The organism is Rhodococcus sp. LW-XY12, from assembly GCF_019317345.1.
GTDB lineage: Bacteria > Actinomycetota > Actinomycetes > Mycobacteriales > Mycobacteriaceae > Rhodococcus > Rhodococcus pyridinivorans.
The window spans coordinates 1,291,019-1,315,591 of record NZ_CP079225.1 but is presented as its reverse complement, the minus strand read 5'-3'; the positions used below and the strand labels follow the sequence as shown (position 1 = coordinate 1,315,591).

At 68.4% G+C, this 24,573-nt stretch carries 23 protein-coding genes and 1 pseudogene; 16 read left to right on the top strand and 8 right to left on the bottom strand.

Annotated elements, in window-relative coordinates; translation table 11 throughout:
* Positions 1–21 precede the first annotated feature (21 nt).
* Positions 22–1,464, top strand: a complete 1,443-nt coding sequence (locus KXC42_RS06220) for an MFS transporter (RefSeq protein ID WP_219130038.1) — start codon at positions 22–24, stop codon at positions 1,462–1,464.
* On the opposite strand, the gene KXC42_RS06215 is transcribed toward KXC42_RS06220, so the two are convergent.
* Together KXC42_RS06215 and KXC42_RS06210 are read right to left on the bottom strand one after the other, a co-directional pair.
* A complete protein-coding gene (locus tag KXC42_RS06215) occupies positions 1,461–2,219 on the bottom strand; it encodes a DUF1906 domain-containing protein (RefSeq protein WP_219130037.1) in 759 nt (252 codons plus the stop codon). The genes KXC42_RS06220 and KXC42_RS06215 overlap by 4 nt on opposite strands.
* 126 nt (positions 2,220–2,345) lie before the next feature.
* The gene (locus KXC42_RS06210) at positions 2,346–3,284 is read right to left on the bottom strand and encodes a winged helix-turn-helix domain-containing protein (RefSeq protein ID WP_006550592.1); all 939 of its coding nucleotides are present in this window, start codon (positions 3,282–3,284) and stop codon (positions 2,346–2,348) included.
* 175 nt (positions 3,285–3,459) lie between these two features.
* Between KXC42_RS06210 and KXC42_RS06205 the strand changes: the two genes are divergently transcribed.
* Together KXC42_RS06205 and mug are read left to right on the top strand one after the other, a co-directional pair.
* Positions 3,460–4,845 (top strand): carotenoid oxygenase family protein, encoded by a 1,386-nt coding sequence (locus KXC42_RS06205; protein ID WP_064060637.1) that lies wholly within the window; start codon positions 3,460–3,462, stop codon positions 4,843–4,845.
* A 25-nt stretch (positions 4,846–4,870) separates the two neighbouring features.
* On the top strand, positions 4,871–5,437 hold the full coding sequence (mug, locus tag KXC42_RS06200; protein ID WP_019288033.1) for a G/U mismatch-specific DNA glycosylase: 567 nt from the start codon (positions 4,871–4,873) through the stop codon (positions 5,435–5,437).
* Between the two features lies 1 nt (position 5,438).
* Here the strand turns inward: mug and KXC42_RS06195 are convergent, their stop codons facing one another.
* On the bottom strand, positions 5,439–5,780 hold the full coding sequence (locus tag KXC42_RS06195; RefSeq protein WP_006550595.1) for a DUF1330 domain-containing protein: 342 nt from the start codon (positions 5,778–5,780) through the stop codon (positions 5,439–5,441).
* Between the two features lie 87 nt (positions 5,781–5,867).
* On the opposite strand from KXC42_RS06195, the gene KXC42_RS06190 reads away from it, so the two are divergent.
* Together KXC42_RS06190 and KXC42_RS06185 are read left to right on the top strand one after the other, a co-directional pair.
* Positions 5,868–6,647, top strand: a complete 780-nt coding sequence (locus KXC42_RS06190) for a helix-turn-helix domain-containing protein (RefSeq protein WP_219130036.1) — start codon at positions 5,868–5,870, stop codon at positions 6,645–6,647.
* An 85-nt stretch (positions 6,648–6,732) separates the two neighbouring features.
* On the top strand, positions 6,733–6,948 hold the full coding sequence (locus KXC42_RS06185) for a hypothetical protein (RefSeq protein WP_026061451.1): 216 nt from the start codon (positions 6,733–6,735) through the stop codon (positions 6,946–6,948).
* 7 nt (positions 6,949–6,955) lie between these two features.
* On the opposite strand, the gene KXC42_RS06180 is transcribed toward KXC42_RS06185, so the two are convergent.
* Both KXC42_RS06180 and KXC42_RS06175 read right to left on the bottom strand, forming a co-directional pair.
* Entirely contained in the window at positions 6,956–7,480 is a 525-nt protein-coding gene (locus tag KXC42_RS06180) for a 2'-5' RNA ligase family protein (RefSeq protein ID WP_039586329.1), read from the bottom strand.
* Positions 7,480–8,229 carry a CPBP family intramembrane glutamic endopeptidase gene (locus tag KXC42_RS06175; protein ID WP_228045102.1) on the bottom strand — a complete coding sequence of 250 codons (750 nt, stop codon included), beginning with the start codon at positions 8,227–8,229 and terminating at the stop codon, positions 7,480–7,482. The genes KXC42_RS06180 and KXC42_RS06175 overlap by 1 nt, the downstream gene beginning before the upstream one ends.
* A 281-nt stretch (positions 8,230–8,510) precedes the next feature.
* Between KXC42_RS06175 and KXC42_RS06170 the strand changes: the two genes are divergently transcribed.
* On the top strand, positions 8,511–10,208 hold the full coding sequence (locus KXC42_RS06170; protein ID WP_019288028.1) for a fumarate hydratase: 1,698 nt from the start codon (positions 8,511–8,513) through the stop codon (positions 10,206–10,208).
* A 147-nt stretch (positions 10,209–10,355) separates the two neighbouring features.
* Here KXC42_RS06170 and KXC42_RS06165 read toward each other — a convergent pair whose 3' ends face one another.
* Positions 10,356–10,748 (bottom strand): hypothetical protein, encoded by a 393-nt coding sequence (locus tag KXC42_RS06165; RefSeq protein ID WP_006550601.1) that lies wholly within the window; start codon positions 10,746–10,748, stop codon positions 10,356–10,358.
* A 221-nt stretch (positions 10,749–10,969) separates the two neighbouring features.
* On the opposite strand from KXC42_RS06165, the gene uraD reads away from it, so the two are divergent.
* Genes uraD through pucL form a run of 3 tightly spaced genes read left to right on the top strand, consistent with a single transcriptional unit; the run spans position 10,970 to position 12,722 of the window.
* The gene (gene uraD / locus KXC42_RS06160) at positions 10,970–11,476 is read left to right on the top strand and encodes a 2-oxo-4-hydroxy-4-carboxy-5-ureidoimidazoline decarboxylase (protein ID WP_006550602.1); all 507 of its coding nucleotides are present in this window, start codon (positions 10,970–10,972) and stop codon (positions 11,474–11,476) included.
* The gene (gene uraH / locus KXC42_RS06155; RefSeq protein ID WP_219130035.1) at positions 11,473–11,796 is read left to right on the top strand and encodes a hydroxyisourate hydrolase; all 324 of its coding nucleotides are present in this window, start codon (positions 11,473–11,475) and stop codon (positions 11,794–11,796) included. The genes uraD and uraH overlap by 4 nt, the downstream gene beginning before the upstream one ends.
* Positions 11,797–11,801: 5 nt before the next feature.
* Entirely contained in the window at positions 11,802–12,722 is a 921-nt protein-coding gene (gene pucL, locus KXC42_RS06150) for a factor-independent urate hydroxylase (RefSeq protein ID WP_219130034.1), read from the top strand.
* Positions 12,723–12,752: 30 nt separating this feature from the next.
* Here pucL and KXC42_RS06145 read toward each other — a convergent pair whose 3' ends face one another.
* Positions 12,753–14,216 (bottom strand): PucR family transcriptional regulator, encoded by a 1,464-nt coding sequence (locus tag KXC42_RS06145; protein ID WP_257235724.1) that lies wholly within the window; start codon positions 14,214–14,216, stop codon positions 12,753–12,755.
* A 141-nt stretch (positions 14,217–14,357) separates the two neighbouring features.
* Here KXC42_RS06145 and KXC42_RS06140 point away from each other — a divergent pair, with 141 nt between their 5' ends.
* The 4 genes and pseudogenes from KXC42_RS06140 to KXC42_RS06125 all read left to right on the top strand — a co-directional run.
* On the top strand, positions 14,358–15,731 hold the full coding sequence (locus KXC42_RS06140) for an 8-oxoguanine deaminase (RefSeq protein WP_033097281.1): 1,374 nt from the start codon (positions 14,358–14,360) through the stop codon (positions 15,729–15,731).
* Positions 15,732–15,736: 5 nt separating this feature from the next.
* Positions 15,737–16,579, top strand: a complete 843-nt coding sequence (locus tag KXC42_RS06135; protein ID WP_050993395.1) for a xanthine dehydrogenase family protein subunit M — start codon at positions 15,737–15,739, stop codon at positions 16,577–16,579.
* The gene (locus tag KXC42_RS06130; RefSeq protein WP_219130033.1) at positions 16,576–19,272 is read left to right on the top strand and encodes a molybdopterin-dependent oxidoreductase; all 2,697 of its coding nucleotides are present in this window, start codon (positions 16,576–16,578) and stop codon (positions 19,270–19,272) included. Before KXC42_RS06135 ends, KXC42_RS06130 begins: the two co-directional genes overlap by 4 nt.
* Positions 19,273–19,415: 143 nt before the next feature.
* Positions 19,416–19,547: pseudogene (locus KXC42_RS06125) on the top strand (GMC oxidoreductase); the annotation flags it as partial.
* Positions 19,548–19,641: 94 nt separating this feature from the next.
* Here the strand turns inward: KXC42_RS06125 and KXC42_RS06120 are convergent.
* Complete coding sequence (locus KXC42_RS06120) at positions 19,642–20,634, bottom strand: isopenicillin N synthase family oxygenase (protein ID WP_006550608.1); 993 nt, start codon at positions 20,632–20,634, stop codon at positions 19,642–19,644.
* A 328-nt stretch (positions 20,635–20,962) separates the two neighbouring features.
* On the opposite strand from KXC42_RS06120, the gene KXC42_RS06115 reads away from it, so the two are divergent.
* The 3 genes from KXC42_RS06115 to KXC42_RS06105 are packed head-to-tail and all read left to right on the top strand — an operon-like array spanning position 20,963 to position 24,563.
* Positions 20,963–22,534, top strand: a complete 1,572-nt coding sequence (locus KXC42_RS06115; RefSeq protein ID WP_071934563.1) for an ABC transporter ATP-binding protein — start codon at positions 20,963–20,965, stop codon at positions 22,532–22,534.
* The gene (locus KXC42_RS06110; RefSeq protein ID WP_006550610.1) at positions 22,531–23,604 is read left to right on the top strand and encodes an ABC transporter permease; all 1,074 of its coding nucleotides are present in this window, start codon (positions 22,531–22,533) and stop codon (positions 23,602–23,604) included. Before KXC42_RS06115 ends, KXC42_RS06110 begins: the two co-directional genes overlap by 4 nt.
* Positions 23,601–24,563 carry an ABC transporter permease gene (locus tag KXC42_RS06105; protein WP_219130032.1) on the top strand — a complete coding sequence of 321 codons (963 nt, stop codon included), beginning with the start codon at positions 23,601–23,603 and terminating at the stop codon, positions 24,561–24,563. The genes KXC42_RS06110 and KXC42_RS06105 overlap by 4 nt, the downstream gene beginning before the upstream one ends.
* Positions 24,564–24,573: the final 10 nt, after the last annotated feature.

Genomic DNA, 24,573 nt, shown 5'->3' with positions numbered 1-24,573 from the left:
GGCCCCGGACCGAGGAGCCGCATGGCCGTAGAGACACCGCTCTCCACCAGGGAGGTTCCTGCCCCGCGCGGCATCGTGCCGGTCCTCGCGACCGTCGGTATCAGCGTCGCGCTCATGCAGACCCTGATCGTCCCGATCCTCCCCCGACTGCCGGTGCTCGTCGGCGCGACTCCCGAGGACACGTCCTGGGCCGTGACGGCGACTCTGCTCGCCGGCGCGGTGGTCACCCCGATCAGCGGTCGCCTCGGCGACATGTTCGGCAAACGCCGGATGCTGCTGACCTCGCTCTCGCTGATGGTGCTCGGTTCGGCGGTCTGCGCGCTCGCGGCGACCCTCGTCCCGCTCGTGGTCGGGCGGGCGCTGCAGGGCGCCGCGATGGGCGCCATTCCGCTCGGGATCGCGATCCTGCGCGACGAGCTGCCCTCCCGACGACTCCCGGGCGCCATGGCCACCATCAGCGCCACGATGGGTGTGGGCGGTGCGATCGGGTTACCGGCCGCGGCCTTCGTCGCCCAGGCGACCGACTGGCACATGCTGTTCGTCGCGTCGCTGGTCCTCGGCCTCGTCGGTATCACCGCGATCCTGTTCGTCGTGCCCGAGTCGTCGCACCGCAATCCGGGACGTTTCGACATCGCCGGGGCGCTGCTGCTCTCCGTCGCCCTCGTGTTGTTGCTGCTGCCGGTCACCAAGGGCAACGACTGGGGTTGGACCGCCCCGGCCACCCTCGGGATGCTCGCCGGGGCACTCGTGGTGTTCGTCGGCTGGGGCCTGTACGAACTGCGGATATCGCGTCCGCTCGTGGACCTTCGATTGTCGGCCCGCCGACCGATCCTCATGACGAATCTCGCGTCGGTCGCGATCGGCTTCTCGATGTACTCGAACATCCTGGCGTTCCCGCAGCTGCTGATGGCACCGACGGAGACCGGTTACGGATTCGGGCAGACGATGGTCACCGCCGGGATCGCGCTCGCCCCCGCCGGACTCGTCATGATGGCGCTGTCCCCCGTCTCGGCGCGCATCACGACGCGGTTCGGCGCCCGCGTGACCCTCGGCTGCGGCGCAGTGCTCGTAGGCCTCGGCTATCTGATGGCGTACGTGCTGTACCAGGAGGTCTGGCACATCGTCGGCGCGTCGATGCTCATCGGCGCCGGCATAGGCCTCGCCTACGCCGCGATGCCCGCACTCATCATGGGTGCCGTGCCGCTACGCGAGTCCGCCGCGGCCAACAGCCTCAACACCCTGATGCGGTCCATCGGCACGACGAGTGCCGCAGCGGTGGTGGGCGTGATGCTGGCAGTGATGACCCAGCGCATCGGCGACTCCGTGGTGCCCGCACTCGAAGGGTTCCGCGCCACCTTCCTGGTGGCGACGGGGGCGGCGGTGGTGGGACTGGTCTTCACGATCCTCATCCCGCCGCCGGGCCGTTCCGTGCGACCCGTCGACGACACCCGACCGGATCGCTAACTGCCCGGCAGTCCTGGGTCGGAACTCGGTGCGCTGCCGGCGAGCGACCACTGGCCGTAGTCGGGCGTGAGCACGTGGTTGATGTCGACGCCGATGCCCTCGATCCGGACCTCGCCCGGAATCTGGTGCAGGTTCGCCCGCGGATGCACGTAGCCCTTGGGCGTGCCCCAATCGTGCTGCCAGTAGAAGGACCCGAGGGAGACCGCCGACGCCCAGTCGATCGTCGGCGAGTTGGCGTACACACCGAGATTTCCGGCGCCGACCACTTCCTGCCAGCCCAGCAGATACGGCACGACATGGAGCGTGAACTGCTCGAAGGTCGGGTTGTCGTCGATCGAGGCGTAGATCGGCCGGTTCTCCGGGCCACCGGCCGCGTAGTGGAGGTCGAGGCCGCGCCGGGCGTGCTTCAGCCCCGCCTCGTAACCACCCAGCCAGTCGGCGGTCGCGGCCTTGCCGTACTGGTAGCACGAGACCACTTCGAGTCCGCTGTCGAGCAGCGCATCCGCTTCCCGTCCGGTGAGCGGCTTGGCGCGCATCCAGGCGGCATCGGGTCGCGCATCGGACACGTACCGGATGGCGCCGATATGGCCGGCGGCGCGGATCGACGACGGCGACGGTACGGCGGCCGAGTAGTCGATGATGGTCCCGAGCACCGGGCGTCCCTGAGCCAGACCCGGTGCGCCGAGCGCAGAGATCAACGCGACGCCCGATCCGAGCGTCGCGTACCGCAACATGTCCCGCCGCGAAAGGCTCATCGCAACCTGTCCTTCGTATTGCCGTCTGTACGTCCGCCGTATTGCATCACAATCACAGCCGTCCCACCGGCCACACCGAGAATTCGACAGGTCGCGGCAGGCGATATCCGCAACGGCGCTACGAGGTCAGCGGCCGGACAGTTCGGCGAAGAAGGCCGGCACCAGGGAAACGTCCTCGACCGTCCGCACCGTGGAACGGACACCGAGACCGTGCTCCTTGAGCAGATCGCACAACCCGTCGCCGTCAACGAGATCGATCGGCGGGGCGCCGTGCCGGTGGGCTTCGGCGCGCGCGTCCTCGGTGAACGATCCGGTGGCGACGAGCAGACCCTTCTCGCCCCGCCCGACCATCGCGGCACGGAACTCGCGGACCACGTCGGCACCCGCCTTCTCCGGTGCCCGCAGGAAACGGAAGAACACCGAGAAGCTCAGCAGCGATACGCGCAGGACACCGGTGCCCTCGACGTGACCGGCGCCCTCGGGGGCGTGGGATCCGCCCGGGGCCGGAATCGTCAGGGTGGTGAATCCGGCCGCGCGCAGTACCGCGGTGGCGAGCCGTTCGAAACCGTCCTCCGACAGGTCGGCGACGGCACCGAGGACGGGTTCGCGCCACAGTTCGGGATCCTCGGGGGCGGCTGCGAGCGGCACGACCTGGGCACCCTGCGAGACGTTCCGCACCATGCGCTTGCGACGCTTCTCGGCCGTGTACGCGACCTGCATGGGCTTGATCTCCGACTCGCGCACGGCGCGGCCACGGTCGGTCACGCTCCACACACCGCGGCGGGTATTCGACAGCAGACCCATGCCCTTGAGGTAAGTCCGGGCCCAGGCCAGCCGGTATTCGATCTCCGTTCCGGGGCCGTCACCGTGGAGTACCGCCTGTGCGGCCTCGGACAGTCCCGTCCGGGAGATCACGGCGGAATCGATCTCCTCGATGACACCGGATCCGCCGAGTTCGATCACCGCCTGCACGGTCGGCCAGAGAAGATCCGTGTACGGCGGCAACGTGGCCTCGTCACCTCCGGTGTTCCGGACGGAGTTTCCGATCGCGTTCCGGCGCTGCACACCTTCCCCTAACGTCGCGGCCGCACTATCAGTCCTGCACGTAGGCAACAACCCTATCCGATGCACGGTCCCCGTCCGTGGGTGTGGGATCGGGCGCGCCGAATCACGAACCGATCGCCCTTCCTGGTCCTACGATTGCCCCACAGAAGAATCGCCTCCACCGAAGCGAGTCGTCATGCAACGTCCGGCGCCTGTCGACCTGGCACACCATCCGCACCTCAGTGGCCTGTTCGCGCCTCAACGCGAGGAAGTGGACGTCCGCGAGCTGGAGGTCCACGGGGAACTGCCCGCAGATCTGCACGGAAGCTATCTCCGCAACGGACCCAATCCGCGCTTCGACCCGATCGGTCACTACGTCTACCCGATCGACGGCGACGGCATGGTCCACCGCGTGCAGATCGCCGGGGGCACCGCGCGCTACACGAACAGGTTCGTGCGGACCCCGCAGGTCGTCGCGGAGGAGAAGGCCGGTCGCGCTCTGTGGGCCGGCATCACCGATCCGTACTTCCCTCCCGAGGAGGAGGTCGGGCCCGACCTGGCGAACACCATGCGCGAGCTGCCGGACATCAACATCGTCCGGCACGGCGGGCGGCTCATGGCGATGGCCGAAGCGGCGCCACCGTACACCCTGGGTTCCGACCTCGAGACGCTCGGACGCGAGACTTTCGACGGAACCCTGCCGGTCGGGCTGACGGCGCACCCGAAGATCGATCCGCACACCGGCGAGATGGTCGCCTTCTGCTACATGCTCGACCCGCCGTATCTGACCTGGTCGGTGGTCGCACCGGACGGGACGGTGACGCGCGCGCCCACCCCGATCGACGGCATGGACCGGCCGTTGATGATCCACGACATGGCACTGACGCCGACCTATGTCGTTCTGGTCCTGGCCCCGCTCGTGTTCGATCTCTCGCAGATCTTCTCCGGCGGGTCGCCGCTCGACTGGAAGCCGGATCTCGGAACGCGTGTCGCGCTCGTCCCCCGCGACGGCGGCGCGGTGCGGTGGTTCTCGACCGACACCTTCTGGATGTGGCACACCGCCAACGCCTTCGACCTGCCCGACGGCGACGTCGCGCTCGACTACGTGGAGTGGGCGTATCCGGGCGCGTTGACCGAGAAGGCAGGTCCGAACCGGTCCGTCCTGCGACGCGCCGTGATCGGTCGCGACGGGGTGACCCGCACGACCCTGCACGAACGAGACATCGAGTTCCCCCGCATCGACGACCGGTCGATGACCCTCGGCCACTCTGTCGTCGCGACCATCGGGCGCAGCAGGTCGCAGAAACTCCCTGCGGGAGCAGCTGATTCGTTGTTCTGGTTCGATGTGGCGTCCGGGACCGAAGCAGTCTGGGCACACGAGACCCTCTCCCCCGGCGAACCCGCCTATCTCTCGGGTGATTCGGGCGGCTACTGGGGCGCGATCGCGACCGATCGGGCGGACATGACGAGTTGGTTCCTCGTCTTCCCCGAGACCGACCCGGCCTCGGGGCCGATCGCGCGGGTCCGTCTGCCGATCCGTGTCCCGGCCGGCCTGCACGGAGCCTGGCTCCCGCCGGACTGAGCGTCGCTCCGGCTAGTTTGGGTGGATGGGTTTCACACGAGCCGAACTCGAGTCCTTCCGCGATGCGGTGATCCCCGATCTCGTCGCGCCCGGTTGCCGCCTGTTGTTCGTCGGCATCAATCCGGGATTGTGGACCGCGGCGACGGGAGCCCACTTCGCGCGGCCCGGAAATCGCTTCTACCCCGCCCTGTTCCGTGCCGGCATCGTCGACCGGCCGATCGACGCGTCGTCCGGTATGAGCGACGCCGACCGCGATCACCTGCTCGAGCGGGGTGTCGGCATCACGAACCTGGCGCCGCGTGCGACGGCCCGCGCCGACGAGCTCACCGACGAGGAACTGCGTGAGGGCGGACGCCATCTGGCGCACGTGGTGGCGGAGTTCCGCCCTCGCGCCGTGGCGGTCGCGGGCATCACCGCCTACCGCGCGGCCTTCGGCCGGCGCAAGGCGAAGGCCGGGCGGCAGGACGACACGATCGGTGACGTCCCGTTGTGGGTGGTGCCCAATCCGAGCGGGTTGAACGCCCACGAGACGGTGGAGTCGCTGGCGCGGGCCTACGCCGAACCGGCCCGGGCGGCCGGCATCCTGTCCTGAACTACCGCTGAGCGCCGAACACCTTGTCGAGGAAGTGGGTGGCGCGGTAGCCGGGCGGTGTGCCCTGCACGACGACCGCCCATCCCTCGGAGTTCTCGGTGCGCAGCGGGAGGATCGCCTGGTACTCCGGGGATTCGTACCAGGACCGGGCACGGTCGACGTCGGGGAATTCGATGATCACGAGGTTCCCCTCGAAGGGTCCTTCCATCCCTTCGGGGTCGACGCCGTGGACGAGGAAGCGTCCGTCGTACGGGGCGAGGGTGTCGTCGATGGTCTCGATGTACCGGACGATGTCGTCGTTGAGGTCGACGTTGCGGAGATGAGCCACTGCGTATGCGTTCATGGGGACCACCCTGCGTCGCGTCGTGCACGGAATCGATTACCCCGGAAGTAATGGTGGCCGTTCCCCGCCGGCTCTACTGTCGGGTGCATGACCACGGTCGACACTCCCCACGCCGGCGCCCTGCTGCGGGCATGGCGCGAGCGCCGCGGCCTGAGCCAGCTCACCCTGGCCCATACCGCCGGCATCTCGTCGCGGCATCTCAGCTTCGTCGAGACCGGCCGGTCCCGCCCGTCACGCGCGACCGTGCTGAAGCTGAGCGACCGGCTGGACATCCTGCTGCGCGAACGCAACACCATTCTGGTCGCGGCGGGACATGCGCCTGTCTACCCCGAGCATCACCTCGGCGATATGCCGATGGCGGCGATCTCCGACGCGATCACGCGAATCCTGTCGTCGCACCACCCCTTTCCCGCACTCGTCGTCGACCGGCATTGGACGATGGTCGATTCCAACGACGCCGTCGGGGTGTTCGTCGAGGGGTGCGCTCCGGAACTGCTGGAACCGCCGATCAACGTGCTGCGACTGACTCTGCACCCGCGGGGACTGGCGCCGCGCATCGTCGATCTCGGGCAGTGGCGCGGTCATCTGCTCGCCCGGCTGCAACACCAGATCGGTGCGACCGCCGACCCTGTCCTGCTGCGCCTGTACGACGAACTCGCCGGTTATCCCTGCGACGATCCGGTGGAGGAGATCGAACCGCATTCGCTGGTCGTGCCGATGCGGTTGCGGACCGAGGCCGGCGAGTTGTCGTTCTTCAGCACGACCACCCTCTTCGGGACCCCGCTCGACGTGACGGTGTCGGAACTGGCGATCGAGGCGTTCTATCCCGCCGACGAGGCGACGGCCCGGGTCCTGAACGGATCGTGATCGCCGAATCGGCCGATCACGAACGGTTTCCGCGCTAACGTGGGAGGTGCGCGTCTGCCGAGCGGATCATGCGGAGGACACCGACATGAGCACTGCGAAATGGTGGGTTCTCGATCAGCGGGAGTCCGGCTTCGCCCTCGAACACCGCCCCAGCGGCGACCTCGTACTGATGAACACCGCGACGTCGGAAGAACACGTCCTGCACGGCTACGTGTGGAAGCACTGTCCGCACTTCGGCCTGCAGATCCAGAGCGAGGGCCCACCCCCGTACGGACCGTGGGTGGAGAACCCCGAGGAGTGAGTTTCCCTCACGGGATCATCCGTAGCGGCGTGTGCTCGCCGGTGGCGGTGTCGATCAGCACCGCGCGATCGAGTGTCGCTTCGATGGGCAGCACGTCGTAGACGACCGCGCCCAGACGATCGAGTTCCTCACGCCGGGTTCGGGGACTCAGCGAACAGTGCGGGGTCCAGCGTCCCGGGACGTAGTAGCGGTGCAGGTCCGCTCCCGTCGTCTCCACGACCCGCACGACGCGGTCCTGTCGCTGCACGAGTTCGGACGAGGGGGCGGGCACGAGCGACGCCCGGCCGCGCCGGAACAGTCCGAGCGTGTCGATGTAGACCGGGACCGGTCCCCCGTCGGGCACGCCCTCGAGGGCCGAGACGACGGCGGCCCGGTCGTAGGTCCGCAGTACCGCGTACGACAGGTGCGGCACGTGCTTGCGGTGCGTGTGGGTGAGCAGGGTCGGGATGCCGCTCTCCTCGAGCCGGCCCCACAGGCGCCGGATCGCGCGGTCGGTCTCGGTGTCGAACAGGAGACAGACCGCCAGCGCCATCAGTTGAGTGTGGCGTGCCAGACGAGCGCGGCGGCGAGGGCACCGGCGCCGTTGAGCGACCAGTGCAGGGCGATGGGCGCGAGGATGCTGCCGCTGCGACGACGCAGCCACGTGAAGACGAAGCCCGCGGCGGCGGTCGCGATCACCGCGCCGACGATGCCGGCGATCTGCGCGAGCAGCCCGGCACCGAGGAAGGCGCTGAGGCCGGCGTTACCCGCCGTGAGACCGAACGACGAGGCGACGTGCCACAGCCCGAACAGCAGGGATCCCGCGGCGAAGACCCCGCGTGCGCCCCACACTCGCTCGAGGGTTCCGTGGAGCACCCCGCGGAAGGCGAGTTCCTCGGGGATGACGGTCTGGAGCGGGATGATGATCATCGAGGCGACGAGGGCACCGGAGATCGTGGCGTAGCGCTCGGAGAGGAAGAACTGCCTGGTGAACGGCAGGGCGATGCCGATCGCCACCACCGCCAGGACGAGGGCCACGGCTGCTACCGAGTAGAGCGTCCCCTTCTTCCAGTGCCGGGGTGAGAGGCCGAGTTCCGACCAGCGCATGCCGCGTCGACGCATCATCGCGACCAGCACGCATGCTGCGATCGGCACGGTCGCGATCGACGCCCACGCCGTGGTGAAGTGGGCGATCAGGTTGGTGGTGACGAGCACCGCGATCACGACGGCGAGATCGATCCAGGCGTGGAAACGGGAAAGCCAGGCCAGCGACGGCAGGCGTCCGGTCTCGGGCGAGGGCAACCGTTCGATTTCTACGGTCACGTGCGATCCCTCCGGAAACTCTCGAACATCCGGTCAAGTGTACGGATCGGGGCCTGCCGGCCGCCGTGACGGCGAACACTCCGGCCTCGACTTCCTTCCGGGATTTCCGGTCGTCGGCGACATAAACACGCCGCCGAAAGTCGCGAGACGCAGGTCACATCGAGTTTGCAGGTCGAGTCCGTCACATGCCCCGTTGTCAAGGCCTTGCGCCGGCGCCGCTAACGTGTACGGCGATCACCAGCCCTCTTCCAGGAGAAACAATGGCCGACTTCCTCTACGAGGACCTGCTGCCGATCGGGGAAGACCCCACCGAGTATCGGTTGCTGACCACCGAGGGGGTGTCCACCGTCGAAGGACCCGACGGCCGCACCTTCCTGAAGGTGGAACCCGAGGCCCTGCGCCTGCTCACCGAGACCGCGCTGCACGACATCTCCCATTACCTGCGCACGGATCACCTGAAGCAGCTGGCGAGCATCCTCGAGGACCCCGAGGCGTCGAACAACGACAAGTTCGTTGCGCTCGACCTCCTGAAGAACGCAAACATTGCCGCCGGCGGCGTGCTGCCCATGTGCCAGGACACCGGCACCGCCATCGTCATGGGCAAGCGCGGCCAGCAGGTGCTCACCCCGGGTGACGACGAGGAGTCCATCGCGCGCGGTGTGTACGACGCGTACACGAAGTTGAACCTGCGGTACTCGCAGAACGCCCCGCTGACGATGTGGGACGAGAAGAACACGGGCAACAACCTGCCGGCGCAGATCGAGCTGTACGCGGACACCGCGAAGGGCCACGAGAACGCCTACAAGTTCCTGTTCATGGCCAAGGGCGGCGGATCGGCCAACAAGTCGTACCTGTACCAGGAGACGAAGGCCATTCTGAACCCGGACTCGATGATGCAGTTCCTCGAGGCCAAGATCCGGTCGCTCGGCACCGCGGCGTGCCCGCCCTACCACCTCGCGATCGTTGTCGGCGGCACCTCCGCCGAGTTCGCGCTCAAGACGGCCAAGTACGCCTCGGCGCACTACCTCGACGAGCTGCCCACCGAGGGTGCCATCACCGGCCGCGGCTTCCGCGATCTCGAACTCGAGAAGAAGGTCTTCGAGCTCACCCAGAAGATCGGCATCGGCGCGCAGTTCGGTGGCAAGTACTTCTGCCACGACGTCCGCGTCGTCCGCCTGCCGCGCCACGGCGCGTCGCTGCCCGTCGCGATCGCCGTCTCCTGCTCGGCCGACCGCCAGGCCAAGGCCAAGATCACGCCCGAGGGTGTCTTCCTCGAGCAGCTCGAGTTCAACCCCGGTCAGTTCCTGCCCGAGGTCACCGACAGCCAGCTCGACTCCGAGACGTCGGGCGTCTCGGGCACCGGCAAGGGTGCCGCGGTCAAGATCGACCTCACCCGGCCGATGCCGGAGATCCTCGCCGAGCTGTCCAAGCACCCGGTCAAGACGCGCCTGTCGCTCACCGGTCCGCTGGTCGTCGCGCGCGACATCGCGCACGCGAAGATCAAGGAGCGCCTCGACCGTGGTGAGGAGATGCCGCAGTACCTGAAGGATCACCCGGTCTACTACGCCGGTCCGGCGAAGACCCCCGAGGGTCTGGCGTCGGGTTCGTTCGGCCCGACGACGGCCGGTCGTATGGACTCCTACGTCGACCAGTTCCAGGCCGCCGGTGGCTCGATGGTGATGCTCGCGAAGGGCAATCGCTCCAAGCAGGTCACCGACGCATGCCACACGTACGGCGGCTTCTACCTAGGTTCGATCGGCGGTCCGGCCGCGCGTCTGGCGCTCGACTGCATCAAGAACGTCGAGGTCGTCGAGTACGAAGAGCTCGGCATGGAAGCGGTCTGGAAGATCGAGGTCGAGGACTTCCCCGCATTCATCGTCGTCGACGACAAGGGCAACGACTTCTTCGCGCACACCGGCGAGGTCACGCTCACGGTCGGCAAGCGACCCGGTCTGTAGACCCGACTCGCTGTAGACGCACTATCCCGAACGGCCCGGCAGGATTTTCTGCCGGGCCGTTCGCGTTCGGGTGGATGTGCGCACCGTGCGGACAGAAACACGCTGCCGGAGCGTGTGCTCATGTCCACAGGACGAGCAAATTCGGACTCAAGCAGCGCAAGTGTGCGTCCGCGCGAGCACCGCGGGCGACTGCACGACCACCTGCTGCAGGAAGTCGAGGACGATGCCTGGTGCCGGTTCGGCGCCGGGTGTGAGCACCGCGCACAGTGCGCGGTACTGGTCGTCGCTCATCACGGGCGCGATACGGAAATGCGTGGTCATCGCGAGCGTGAAGTCGATCCCGAAGTCGCGGGCGCGGACCTGCAGCTGCGGACCGTGCTCCCCCGCGATCAGGCAGACGTCGAAGACGGCCCGTCCGGCGGTGTGCTCGAACGATGCGGCCGGAACGTTGTTGCGGACCATCTGCCGGTAGAGAGGTCGCAGTCCGCCGAGCACGACCGGCGGAAGCGTCACTGCTCGAGGACGGTCGGCGGTGAACATGTGATCACTCCTTCAACCCTGCGACCCCACCCGGGTCGCCCACTTCTTCTGGAATAAATCCAATAACTGGAACTATTCCAGGAAAACGTTCAAGACGCAACCACCTCGTTGGCCGATCATCCAACCGGCGCACCCGCGGCGAACCGAACTCTGTAGCGCTTGCACCTCCCCCGCCGCACGCCCACCGGACAGTATCGAATGCACCGACGAAAGGAGGGTCCGTGCAGCTCACAACGGCCCGGTTCGATGCGATGCCCGAGGACGAGGCCGTCGCTCTGTTGCTCGACTGCTGTTCGAGCCGGACATGGGCACACTCCGTCGTCGCAGCGCGCCCGTTCGGTTCGCGCACCGTGCTGCTCACCGCCGCCGCTGCCGCGGCCGAGAACCTCGACGGTGACGACCTCACCGACGCCCTCGCCGGCCACCCGCGCATCGGCGAACGCAGCGAACACGCTGCTTCCCGTCGCGAGCAGTCCGCCGTCGCCACGGCCGACGCCGACATCCTCGACCGGCTCGCCGCCGGCAACCGCGAATACGAGGAACGGTTCGGGCACGTCTACCTCGTCCGCGCCGCCGGCCGCACGGCCCCGGAACTGCTGGAGATCCTCGAGCGTCGCCTCGACAACGACCCGGAGAGCGAGAAAGCCGAGATGCGTGCGGCGCTCGCCGAGATCACCCGACTCCGCCTCGAGCGGATCGTCATCGAGACCGCAGGGAGCCGCGCATGAACACCCTGAGTACCCACGTGCTCGACGCGACGGCCGGTGCCCCCGCGGTGGGGTTGCGCGTCGCCCTCACCGATATGCACGGAACCTCGTTGGGCGCCGGTGTCACCGACGACGACGGTCGTCTCACCGGTTTCACCGATCCATTGCCCGAGGGCACCTACCACCTGACCTTCGCCACCGGTGACTGGTTCTCGCGCCGCGGAGTCGCGTCCTTCTATCCGGAGGTGACCGTCACCTTCCGTATCCCGGAGGGCAGCAGCCACTTCCACGTGCCGCTCCTCCTGTCGCCCTATTCGTATTCCACCTACCGCGGGAGCTGACCACCATGACCGAACTGACCGGCAAGATCGTCCTCGGACCGCACCGCTACGGCAAGGCCGAGAATCGGGTGGTGCGCATCGTGCGCGACACCGACCGGCACGAGATCCGCGACCTGAACGTCTCGTCCTGCCTGCACGGCGATTTCGACGCCGCACATCTCGAGGGAGATCAGGGCACGGTGCTGCCCACCGACAGCCAGAAGCAGACCATCTACTCCTACGCCAAGGAGAAGGGCGTCGAGTTCGTCGAGGAGTACGGCCTCGCGCTCGCGCGGCATTTCGTCGACGACGTCGAACCCGTCCGCTCGGCGCGCATCGAGATCGAGGAGTACGCCTGGGAGCGGGTCGTCGTCGACGGCGCCGAGCACGACCACACCTGGACGCGCAAGGGATCCGAGGTCCGCACCGCCGCGATCACCGTCGAGGGCACCGGGACCGACCGACGCGAATGGGTGGTCTGCGGCCTGAAGGATCTCGTCGTCCTCAAGTCCACCGGCTCGGAGTTCCAGGGCTTCCTCACCGACCCGTACACCGTTCTCGAACCGGCGGAGGATCGCATCATGGCGACGAGCCTCCAGGCGCGCTGGCGGTTCGCATCGACCGACGTCGACTGGGACACCGTCTACGCGGGCGTGCGCGCCACCCTTCTCGAGGTGTTCGCGAACCTGCATTCGAAGGCCCTGCAACAGAGCCTGTACGAGATGGGCCGCGCCGTGCTCGAGCGGTACCCATCGATCGCCGAGATCCGCCTGTCCGCACCGAACAAGCACCACTTCCTCTACGACCTGGCACGTTTCGGAGTCGAGAACGCCGGTGAGGTCTTCCACGCCGACGACCGGCCCTACGGACTGATCCAGGCGAGCGTGCTGCGCGAGGACGCCCCCGATGCCGGCATCGCCTGGGAGCCCTACACCGGCGCCATGTGACCACTCACGCGGCACGACAACGGATACCGCTCACGCGAGAGCGGGTTCCAACGAACGCAGCGCGAGATACAGATCGAAGCGGTCACCGGTGCGCGCGAGGGAACGCCCGGTGAGCGCTTCGACTCGCCCGATGCGGTAGCGGACCGTGTTCAGGTGCACGTGCAGTCGATCGGCCGTGCGCCGCCACGATCCGTCGCAATCGAGGAATGCCTCGAGGGTCGCGAGCAGACCCGCGTCGGTGCGTCGGTCGTGTTCGACGACGTCCCCGAGCAGCCGGTCGGCGTAGGCGCGACGCAGTTCGTCGGGCAGGGTCGACAACAGGTCGAGCGCCGAATCGAGTTCGGCACGTCGCACCGACACCGGACCCGGATCGTTGTGTGCTGCAGCGCATGCCGATGCCGCCGCGCGGACCGCGCCGGCCGGGTCGTCGTCGGAACTCTGCCCGCCGACACCGACGAACATCCGGTCGCCGCGCAACGCCGGCGCGAGACGCCCGAGGCGTCGGCTCAACAGCCGTGCCACGTCGACGTCGCTGCCGATCGCCGGGGCGACCACCCTGTTCGCCGCGTCGATCGACGTGACCGCTCCGTCCAGGACGTCCTCGACGAGACCGCGTAGGACGTCCGGCGAGATCCGGCCCTCGGCTTCGGCCACCACCGCGACCCGCGAGTCCGCAGCGCGCACGGTCGGGGTCCGGTCGGTGATCTCCCATGCCACCCGGCGCCGTTCGTCGCGCCGGATCCGATCGAGAGCGACCACCGCGGCGAGTTCGGAGAACGCCTCGACGCACTCCGGTCCGCTCTCGTCGTGCCGGATCACCAGGAACCACGCGTCGATCCGGTCCGTCAGTCCGCGTCCCACCGGCAGGACGGTGAAGTCACCGTCGAGCCGCAGTGGAAAGCGGTCGGCGGTCAACGCTGCTGCGGTGATCCGGTCGAGTTCGGCGTCGTCGAGCTCAGCACCTCCTGCGACCGTCACGCCTGTGGAGGTGATCAGCGCCGATTCCACCCCGAGCTGCTGCGCGAGTCCGTCGAGCAGCTCCCCCACACTCCGACCGTCGGCGACGGCGGCGAGCCATTGCCGCTGCCGTGCCAGTCCCGTCTGCAGACGATCCATCCGGGCTCCGGCCATATGCCCGGTCATGTATTCGATGACCCGGCTGAACGGCACCTCGTCGGGCACGACCAGGAGCGGCATGCGATGTCGTGCACACGCCTCGATCACGTCGTCGGGTACCCGGCCGTGCAGGGCCTCGCCGGCGGCCATCGCCGTCACCCCCGCTCGGACGAGCCGTTTGACGAACAGGTCGGAGTCCTCGACGGAGCGTCGCCACACCAGGCCGGTGAACACGAGCGAGCCTGCGCTGACGTAGCGCGTGGGGTCGGGCATGTCGGTGGTGCACGCGCGCAGCACGGGACGGCTCAGGGCCTCCGCGTCGCCGTGCAGTACACCGATTCCCAGCCCCGGCGCCTCCACCACATCTCGAAGAAGCACGATGTTCACCTCCTGGTGACTGTCTTGGACGATCGCACAGTACGAGCCGCGGATTTCCGAGGTGTTTCGTGCGTGCTGCCGCAGAGGTACATCTGTTCGGCGCAGTTGACTGAAGACTCCCGACGATCCGAGGAGTCGACTATGCACGCGCATCCCACCACCCGGCCGCTCGTCATCCGCGGCGCACACGTGGTGAGCATGGACGCCGCCCGCGCCGAACACCGCGACGGTTATGTCGTCGTCTCCGGCAACCGGATCGTCGCGGTCGGGTCGGGCGAACCGACCGGCTACGACGATGCGCAGATCGTCGACGGCACCGGTTGCGTGCTCACCCCCGGCCTGATCAATACCCACCACCACCTGTACCAATGGATCACGCGTGGGCTCGCCGCCGACCACACCCTGTTCGAATGGCTCACCACCCTCTATCCAGTCTGGGGTGGCATCGACGCCGACGCCGTGCACGTCGCGGCCAAGGGCGCACTCGCGCATCTGGTGCGCACCGGATGCACGACCAGCACCGACCACCACTACGTCGTGCCCCGCGAGGGCGGTGACGTCTTCGGCGCGGAGATCGCCGCAGCGGCCGAGGTCGGTATCCGCTTCCATCCCTGCCGCGGGTCGATGGACCTCGGTGCGAGCGCCGGGGGTCTGCCGCCCGATCACATCGTCGAGGACATCGACGCGATCCTCGAGGGCAGCCGCGAGGCCGTCGACCGCTGGCACGATCCGTCGTTCGATTCGATGTTGCGGGTCGCGCTCGCGCCGTGCTCGCCCTTCTCGGTGACCGGTGAGCTGCTGAAGCAGTCCGCGTTGCTCGCCCGCGATCTCGGGGTGCGGCTGCACACCCATCTCGCCGAGACCCTCGACGAGGAGGACTTCTGCCTCGAGAAGTTCGGATGCAAGCCCGTCCAGTACATGGAGTCGCTGGGCTGGACCGGACCCGACGTCTGGTACGCGCACGCCGTGCACCTCGACGACCGTGACATCGGTGTGCTCGCCGCGTCGGGTACAGGTGCGGCCCACTGCCCCACCTCGAACGCCCGGCTCGGTGCCGGCATCGCCCGCGCCGCCGACCTCTACGCCGCGGGCGTGCCGCTCGGCCTCGGCGTCGACGGTGCCGCGAGCAACGAGTCGTGCTGCATGCTCGAAGAGGCCCACCACGCCGCACTGTTCGCCCGTGCCCGCAGCGGCCCCCGCGCCATGACGGTGCGGCAGAGCCTCGAACTCGCCACCATCGGCGGCGCCCGGGTCCTCGGACGCGAGGACGAGATCGGATCGATCGAGCCCGGCAAGCTCGCCGATCTGGCGTTGTGGCGGATCGACGGCCTCGCCCACTCCGGCATCGCCGACCCGGTCGCGGCCCTCGTCCTCGGCAGCACACCGCCTCTCGAACTGCTGTTGATCAACGGCCGTGAGGTGGTCGTCCGCGACGAGGTCCGGACCGTCGACGAGGACGTCGTGGCACGGCAGGTCGCGGCGGAACACGCCGCGCTGGTCGCCAAGGCGGGGTGAAGGCGATGGATCTGCACAACATCACCGCCTACGACATCGCCCGCGACCGCACCGATCTGACCTTCGAGGAGGGCGCGGCCCCGCTCGGCGGTGGCACCTGGTTGTTCTCCGAACCGCAACCGCACCTCCACCGACTCGTGGATCTGTCCGGTCTCGGCTGGCCTGCCGTGACCCGGCACCCCGACGCTCTCGAGATCGCCGCGACCTGCACGGTCGAACAGATGGCCGCACTCTCGGACGAGGCGGAACATACTGCGGCACCGCTGTTCCGGCAGTGCGCCGAGGCACTGTTGGCGTCGTGGAAGATCTGGAAGCGCGCCACGGTCGGCGGCAACATCTGCCTGTCCTTCCCCGCCGGTGCCATGATCTCGCTGGCGACCGCACTCGACGCGGACGCGGTGATCTGGACGATCGACGGCGGCGAACGGCGGATCCCGGTGGCCGACTTCGTCCTCGGAGTCGCCTCCAACGCCCTCGCACCCGGAGAGATCCTGCGGAGCATCCGGATTCCTCTGCGGGTCCTGAGTTCCCGCACGGTCTTCCGCAAGATCGCCCTCTCTCCGCTGGGACGTTCGGGGGCCGTCGTGATCGGACGCCGCGACGACGACGGCAGTGTCACGCTGTCGATCACCGCGTCGACGGTGCGTCCCTGTCTCCTGCGGTTCACGGAAGTCCCGTCGGCACAGGCGTTGTCCGACGCACTGGCCCGTCTCGTCCCGACGACGAGCTACTACACCGATGCGCATGGCTCCGCCGACTGGCGACGTGCCGTTACCGCGGTGCTCGCCGAAGAGATCCGCACCGAACTGTCGAACACTGCACTGCCGAAAACGGAGGTTCAGCCGTGAAACTCACCGTCAACGGCCGCGAACGCGACGTCGACCCCCGGCCCGGCCAGTGCCTGCGTACCCTGCTGCGCGAGACCGAGCACTTCGAGGTCAAGAAGGGCTGCGACGCCGGCGACTGCGGCGCGTGCTCGGTCCTGCTCGACGGCGAACCCGTCCACTCCTGCGTGGTCCCGGCCGTGCGGGTCGAGGGTCGCGAGGTCACCACGGTCGCGGGACTGGGAACCCCCGACGACCTGCATCCCGTCCAACAACAGTTCGCCGACGCCGCCGGTTTCCAGTGCGGCTTCTGTACCGCAGGCATGATCGTCACCGCGTCCACCTTCACCGACGAAGATCTCGACGACCTGCCGAAACGCTTGAAGGGCAACCTGTGCCGGTGCACCGGCTACCGATCGATCGAGGATGCCCTGCGGTCGCGCACCAACGTCGAGCAGGTCGATGGCCCGTCGTGCGGCCGCTCGCAGCGCGCACCGGCCGCGACGCGGGTCGTCACCGGCACCGAGCCGTACACCCTCGACACCACCGTCGAGGGCCTGCTGCACATCGCCGTCCTCGGCAGCCCGCACACCCATGCGCGGATCCTCTCCGTCGACGTCTCGGCCGCCGAGGCGTTCCCCGGTGTCCACGCTGTGTTGTACCACCGCGACGCCCCGGCCACCGCCTATTCGACCGCTCGCCACGAGAACCGCAACGACGATCCCGACGACACATACCTGTTCGACCGGGTCGTGCGCTTCCGCGGACAGCGGGTCGCCGCGGTGGTCGCCGAGAGTCCGGCAATCGCACACCGGGCGCTCGCGTCGGTCCACGTCGAGTACGAGGAACTGCCCTTCGTCCTCGATCCCGACGAGGCCCGGAAGCCTGGGGCTCCCCTCCTGCACGCCGACAAGTCCGCCGACGCGCGCATCGCCGATCCCGGACGCAACGTCGTCGCCGCGATCCACGGCAGCAGCGGGGACGTCGACGCGGCGGTCGCGTCCGCTGCGGCGGTGGTGCAGGGACGCTGGCAGACCCACCGCGTCCAACACACCCATCTCGAAACACACGGAGCCATCGGTCATCTCGACGAGGCCGGACGGCTCGTCATCCGCAGTTCCACGCAGGTTCCGTTCCTGGTGCGCGACGAGCTGTGCCATATCTTCGGACTCGACCGGGACCGGGTGCGCGTGCACACGGCCCGGGTGGGCGGGGGTTTCGGCGCCAAGCAGGAGATGCTGGTCGAAGATGTCGTCGCGGCGGCGGTCTTGAAGACGGGGCGCCCGGTGCAGTGGGAGTTCACCCGTTCCGATCAGCTCACCGTCGCTCCGTGCCGGCATCCCATGCGGGTCGACGTCACCCTCGCCGCCGACGCCGACGGTGTCCTCACCGCCCTCGCGATCGACGTGCTGGCCGACGCGGGCGCCTACGGCAACCACAGCCCCGGGGTGATGTTCCACGGCTGCACGGAGTCGATCGCGGTGTACCGATGCCCGAACAAGCGGGTCGACGCCGAATCCGTGTACACGAACAACCGGCCGTCGGGCGCCTTCCGCGGCTACGGCCTCGGCCAGGTGATCTTCGCCGTGGAGTCGGCCATGGACGAACTCGCCATCAAGCTCGGCATCGACCCGTACGAGTTCCGGCGCCGCAACATCATCGCGCCGGGAGAGCCACTGGTCGCGGCGCATCCCGAGGGCGTCGACCTGACGTACGGCAGCTACGGACTCGACCAGTGTCTCGATCTTGCCGAACGGGCGATGGCGCGCACCGGCGGCCGGCCCACGCCGACCGGTGATCACTGGCGGATCGGCGAGGGGATGGCGCTCGCGATGATCGCGACCAACCCGCCCAACGGGCACATCTCTGAAGCGTCGATCGAACTTCTGCCCGACGGCCGGTATCTTGCCCGGGTGGGCACCGCGGAGTTCGGCAACGGCACCACCACCGTCCACACCCAGATCGCGGCCACCGCGCTCGGCACCACTCCCGACCGCATCGTGGTCCAGCAGTCCGACACCGACGTCACCACCCACGACACCGGCGCCTTCGGGTCGTCGGGCACGGTCGTCGCGTCGAAGGCCCTGCTGGCGGCCTCCCACGAGTTGCGACGGCGGATGGCCAAGACCGCCGCGGAGCTGACCGGCCTCGACCCGGAGCAGGCCGAGCTGCAGGCCGACGGCGTGCGGTGCGGCGATCGTCTCGTCACGCCTGGTGAGCTGCTGGAGGTCGCGGGTGGCCGGTTGCGCGCCGAGGGCCGGCACGGCGGTCTGCCGCGCTCGCTGTCGTTCAACGTGCAGGCCTTCCGCGTCGCCGTCGACACCCGTACCGGTGAGGTGCAGATCCTCCGCTCGGTCCAGGCCGCCGATGCCGGCACCGTCCTCAACCCCGAGCAGTGCCGCGGGCAGATCGAAGGCGGCACTGCGCAGGCGCTCGGTGCGTCGATGTACGAGGAGATCATCACAGACGACGCCGGCCGCGTGACGACAGATGTGTTACGCAACTACCATATTCCGCAATTCGCGGACGTCCCGCGCACCGAGGTCTACTTCGCCGACACCTACGACGAACTCGGGCCGATGGGCGCGAAGTCGATGAGCGAGGCCCCGTTCAACCCGGTGGCCCCGGCGTTGGCGAACGCCGTGCGCAACGCCATCGGGGTGCGGCCGCACGAGCTGCCGCTGTCCCGCGACCGCATCTGGCGCCTCATGCAGTGAGCCCGACCCGTCGAGACCGATGTTGTGTGCGATTTCCGGCCGGATTTCGCACACGACATCGGTCTCGTTCGTTGTACGGCCGGACACGCAACGCAGCCGTAACACGAAGTTGATGCAGCGGGGTCGATTCGACTCATCACGCTGTGTGCGCGATGGGCGTGGGATCCGACGCCGTCGTCGACCCGGACCTGCGGGTCCACGGCGTGGACGGACTGCGCGTCGTCGACGCCTCCGTCATCCCGGTGCTCCCGTCGTGCAACACCAACGCCCCCGTGATCGCCCTCGCCGAGCGCGCGGCCTCGCTGATCACCGGAACCGAGAGGAGACTGTCGTCTGGGATTACGAGAACGGCGCCGCCGGGCCGGAGAACTACTTGGAGACGAAGACGGTGTGCTTGTCGATCTGACCGTCGGTCGGGGCCCCGAGGTATGCGTGCGTCGCTTCGAACCGCGATTGAAGGTACTCGCCGGCCCCGATCGGTGGATGGATCGGCTCCGCGCCCGGTTCGACACAGGTCGGGATCGCCTCGATCACGGCGTGGTAGTCCGGGGTGACGAAATAGGGCAGCGAATAACGGTGTCCGTGTGTGGGATTCAGCACACGATGGCGGGTGGAGACGTAGCGGTGGTTGGTCCACCGGGCGATCATGTCGCCGAGGTTGACGATCAGCGCGTCGGGCGGGGTCACGACGTCGATCCATCCGCCGCCTCGCGCGGCGACCTGCAGCCCACCGATGTCGTTCTGGGCGAGCAGTGTCAACGAGCCGTAGTCGGTGTGGGGCGCGACGCCGAGTGTGGTATCGCCGACAGGAACGGGTGCGTAGTGCAGCATACGGAGCGACCCGAGCGGGTCGGTGAACATCGGCACGAAGGCGTCGGCGTCGAGGCCGAGAGCGAGTGCGAGACCGCGCATGAGGTGGGCGTTGATGTCCAGACACGCCTTCGCGTACTCGTCGGCGACACTCTTGAAGTCGGGCATCAGCGAGGCGGGCCATTGTGCCGGACCGTGCAGCGGCGTACCCGCCATCACCTCCGGATGATCGGCCGCACGGTCGGTGGTGATGTCGAGGGCCTCCTTGCCGTCGGCTCCGACGGTGGGGTCGAGTGCCTCGGTCTTCGGCGGCACATATCCGCTGTGACAGGTGGATCTCGCGATGGCGATCTCCATCTTCTCCTCGAAAGGCAGCGCGAAGAAGCGCCGCGCCTGCTCCATCGTCGCCGCGCGGAGGTCGGGGTCGAGTCCGTGACCGGTGACGACGAAGAACCCGAGGTCGGTACACGCGGCGTCGAGCGCGCCGACGACGGCGTGCGGGTCGCTCCCGTCGCGCAGCGGACGCAGATCGATGAGAGGCAGGGCTTCCATGGGTGACTCCTGGACAGAGCGGACGGGTGATCGCTCCGAGTCAATTCCTGCGATACTGCGGATCCGTCTCGCTGAGGTGAGGACCGTGTTACGGGTTCCCGGACCGCGCCCCGACGCAGAGCACCGGGCGAGCCGGATCGAGGAAGTCCGACGGCGACCGTCCGAGCGACGCGATCCTGTTCCGGCACTGCATTCTCCGTCGGCATCACGAATTTCATTCCCTTCCGCCGCCCGAAACACAATCGTCATGAATCGGACACGACCGCTCAACTACCAACCTGGATCGTCTCGACTCGACACATAGCGATTACTCGGAAGGCCCCACCGTATGGTGACAGCAACTTCGACCGCGAGCGTCACCACCACTGCGGGAGTGACAGAATCGGTTCCCGCCGAGGGCGTCGTGATGCGCGGTATCCACCGGTCCTTCGGTGAGAACACCGTCCTGCGCGACGTGTCGTTGCATGTGCGCCCCGGCGAGGTCTACGCACTGCTCGGCGAGAACGGCGCCGGCAAGTCGACCCTGATGCGCATCCTCACCGGGCTTCTCCCGCCCGACTCCGGTTCCATTGCGATGGACGGAAAGTCGATCATCGACGGAGGCCGGGAACGGATCGCGATGGTCCACCAGCACTTCATGCTCGTGCCGAGCATGACGGTTGCGGAGAACTTCCTGCTCGGCCGGTCCCGCGGAGTGATCGGCCGGAAGCGCTTGCGGCGCAACGAGGCCGAGATCGCCGCCCTCGCGAAGGACACCGGTCTCGCCTGCGACCCCACCGCACGCGTGGAGAACCTGTCGGTCGGCGAGCAGCAGCGCGTCGAGATCCTCCGAGCCCTGCACCTGGGCGCCCGTTACCTGCTGCTCGACGAACCGACCGCGAATCTGGCTCCGGCCGAGGTGCACTCACTGCTCGCACAGGTCCGCCGACTCGCCGCCGAACGCGGCGTCGGGATCGTGCTCATCACTCACCATCTGGAAGAGGTCCTCGAGGCCGCCGATCGGGTCGGTGTGCTGCGGGGAGGACGGCTCGTCGCCGAACGCCCCATCCGCGGGAACGGCGCCGAGAGGGTCACCACCGCCGAACTCGCCCGCGACATGGTCGGCCGTGAGGTCGGGCTCGGTATCCGCCGTGCGGCCACCGAACCGGCCGGGAACCGGATGCTCGAACTGGTCGGTGTGTCCGTCCCCGGTCAGTTGCACGACGTGACCCTGCGGGTCGCATCCGGGCAGCTCGTCGCCGTCGCCGGAGTCGAGGGCAACGGCCAGTCCGCCCTCGAGGACGTCCTGTCCGGGCTCTCCCCCGACTCCACCGGTGCGGTGGTCGTCGCCGAACGGGAGATCGACTCCTCGTCCCCCCGCGCGATGCGCGAGGCCGGTGTCGGCATCGTCCCCGCCGACCGCTACACCCGGGGACTGATCAAGTCGTTGGGAATCGACACCAATCTCGCGATCGACAGCTACACCGATCCCCCGCTCGCCCGTCGCTGGGGCCGCCTGTCGCGGGCAGCCGTCCGCGAACGCGCCGAGCGCATCATCGCCGCCCTGTCGGTCAAGGCCCAGAGCCCGCGCACGCTCGCCGGCACCCTGTCCGGTGGGCACGCCCAGCGCGTGGTGCTCGGCCGGGTCCTCGACGGTGAGCCGGACGTCCTCGTCGTCGCCCAGCCCACCCGCGGTCTCGACATCGGCGCCACCGAGTTCGTCTGGGACACGCTCGTCGACCATCGCTCCCGGGGCGCCGCGATCCTGCTCATCTCGTCCGATCTCGACGAGATCTGCAGCCTCGCCGACAGGATCGTCGTGCTCTACCGCGGACGGATCGTCGCCGAGTTCGACGAAGGCCCGTTCGACCGCGAAGCCCTCGGCTCGGCCATGGGCGGATTCCAGGAGGCCGCAGCATGACCGCCACGCTCAGCCCACCGGTGACGACGCCACCCGAGCCGCCCACCGCGTCGCGGATCCGGAGTCTCACGACCACTATCGGGGTGCCGCTACTCGCCGTCGCCGTCGGTCTCGCGGCGGGCGGGATCCTCATCGTCCTCGCGGGCGGTGATCCGGGGCAGGCCTACGCGACGATGCTCGACGCCGCTCTCGGCGGCGATACGCAGCTCGGCCGCCTGCTCACGGGTATGACGCCGCTCGTCCTCATGGGTCTCGGCTACGCGATCGCGTACCGCACCGGCTTCATCACCATCGGCGCGCAGGGCCATTACGACGTCGGCGCGATCACCGCGACGGCCGTGGTGCTGAGCATGCCGTTGGGGACGAGCTGGATCGCGATCCCGATCGTCGCCGTCACCGCCGCGGCCGCAGGTGCGTGCATCGGCGGCATCGCAGGCGTGCTGAAGGCGCGGCTCGGGGTCAACGAGATCATCTCGTCGCTCATGCTCAACTACCTCGTCTTCTACACATTGGCGTGGGCGGTGCGCAAACCCCTCGCCAATCCCAACGGTTTCACCCCCGAGTCCGAGCGCATTCCCGACTGGGCCGCACTCGCGACGATTCCCGGCACCCGCATCCACATCGGTGTGTTCGTCGCGATCGCGGCGGTGCCGCTGGTGTGGTGGCTCATGCGTTCGACCCGGTTCGGTTTCGCGTCGCAGATCGTCGGTGGGAGCCCGAGCGTCGCCGAGGCCAATGGCATCTCCGTCGCCCGCACCGTGGTCACCTCCGCTCTGATCAGCGGCGCACTCGGCGGTATCGCCGGCGCGATCATGTTGCTGGGCAGCGAGTTCCGACTGTCGCTGGCGATCTCCTCCGGGATCGGGTTCACCGCGATCGTGGTAGCACTGCTCGGGCGTCGCAATCCGTTCGGCATCGTGCTCGCAGCAGCATTGGTCTCCGGGCTGACCCTCGGCAGTCAGGCGGTACAGCGTACCCAGGAGATCCCCGCGTCCATCGGCACCGTCGTCCAGGCAGTGATGATCCTGACGGTGCTGCTCGCCAACCGAATCGTGGAGCGTGCTCGATGAACTGGTCCGATGTCCTGGGCGCCGGTGCGCTCGTCCCGCTGTTCACCGCTGCGCTGCGGCTGGCGGTGCCGATCATCCTCGCCGCCGCCGGCGCGTGCCTCGCCGAGCGCTCGGGGCTGATGAACCTCGGTATCGAGGGACAGATGATGGTCGGCGCGATCATCGCGTTCGTGACGGTGTACTACACCGGGCAACCGATGCTCGGCGCCGCCACCGGCGCCGCCGCGGGCCTCGTGCTCGCCGCGATCGTCGGCTACCTGACGATCACGATGGCCGTCGACCAGATCATCACGGGGATCTCGGTGGTGATCCTCGGGACCGGACTCGCGTCCTTCCTGTACCTGCAGGTGTTCGGCATGACCGGTACACCGCCGCGCATCCAGGGCACCATTCCCCTCGACCTTCCGGTGCTGTCCGACCTGCCGGTGCTCGGCCCGATCGTGTTCTCGCAGTCCCCGCTCGTCTACCTCGCGCTCGCACTCGTCGTCGCCCTGTGGTGGGTGCTCACCCGCACGGCCTTCGGCCTGTCGATCCGCGCGGCCGGGGAAAGCCCCGAGGCCGCCGACTCGGTGGGCGTCTCCGTCCCCCGCACCCGATGGAGCACGCTGCTGATCTCCGGCGCCGCAGCAGGTATGGCCGGCGCGCTCGTCATCGACAGCCTGGGCTTCTTCCAGGACGGCATCACCGGTGGTCGCGGCTGGATCGCGCTCGGTGTCGTCATCCTCGCCCGGTGGAATCCGCTCGGCGCCATCGTCGGTGGCTTCATGTTCGGTCTCGTCGACGCCTTCCAGCTGCGCGTACAGGCCGCGTCCGGTGGACAGGCCACGTCGGTACCGTACGAGCTGTTCCAGGCCATGCCGTACGCGGTGACGTTGCTCGCGGTCATCGCCACAACCGTGTGGTTCTCGCGCAGCAATTCCCCGAAGGCGCTCGGCATCCCGTTCGTGCCCGCGAAATAGCTTTCCGTCA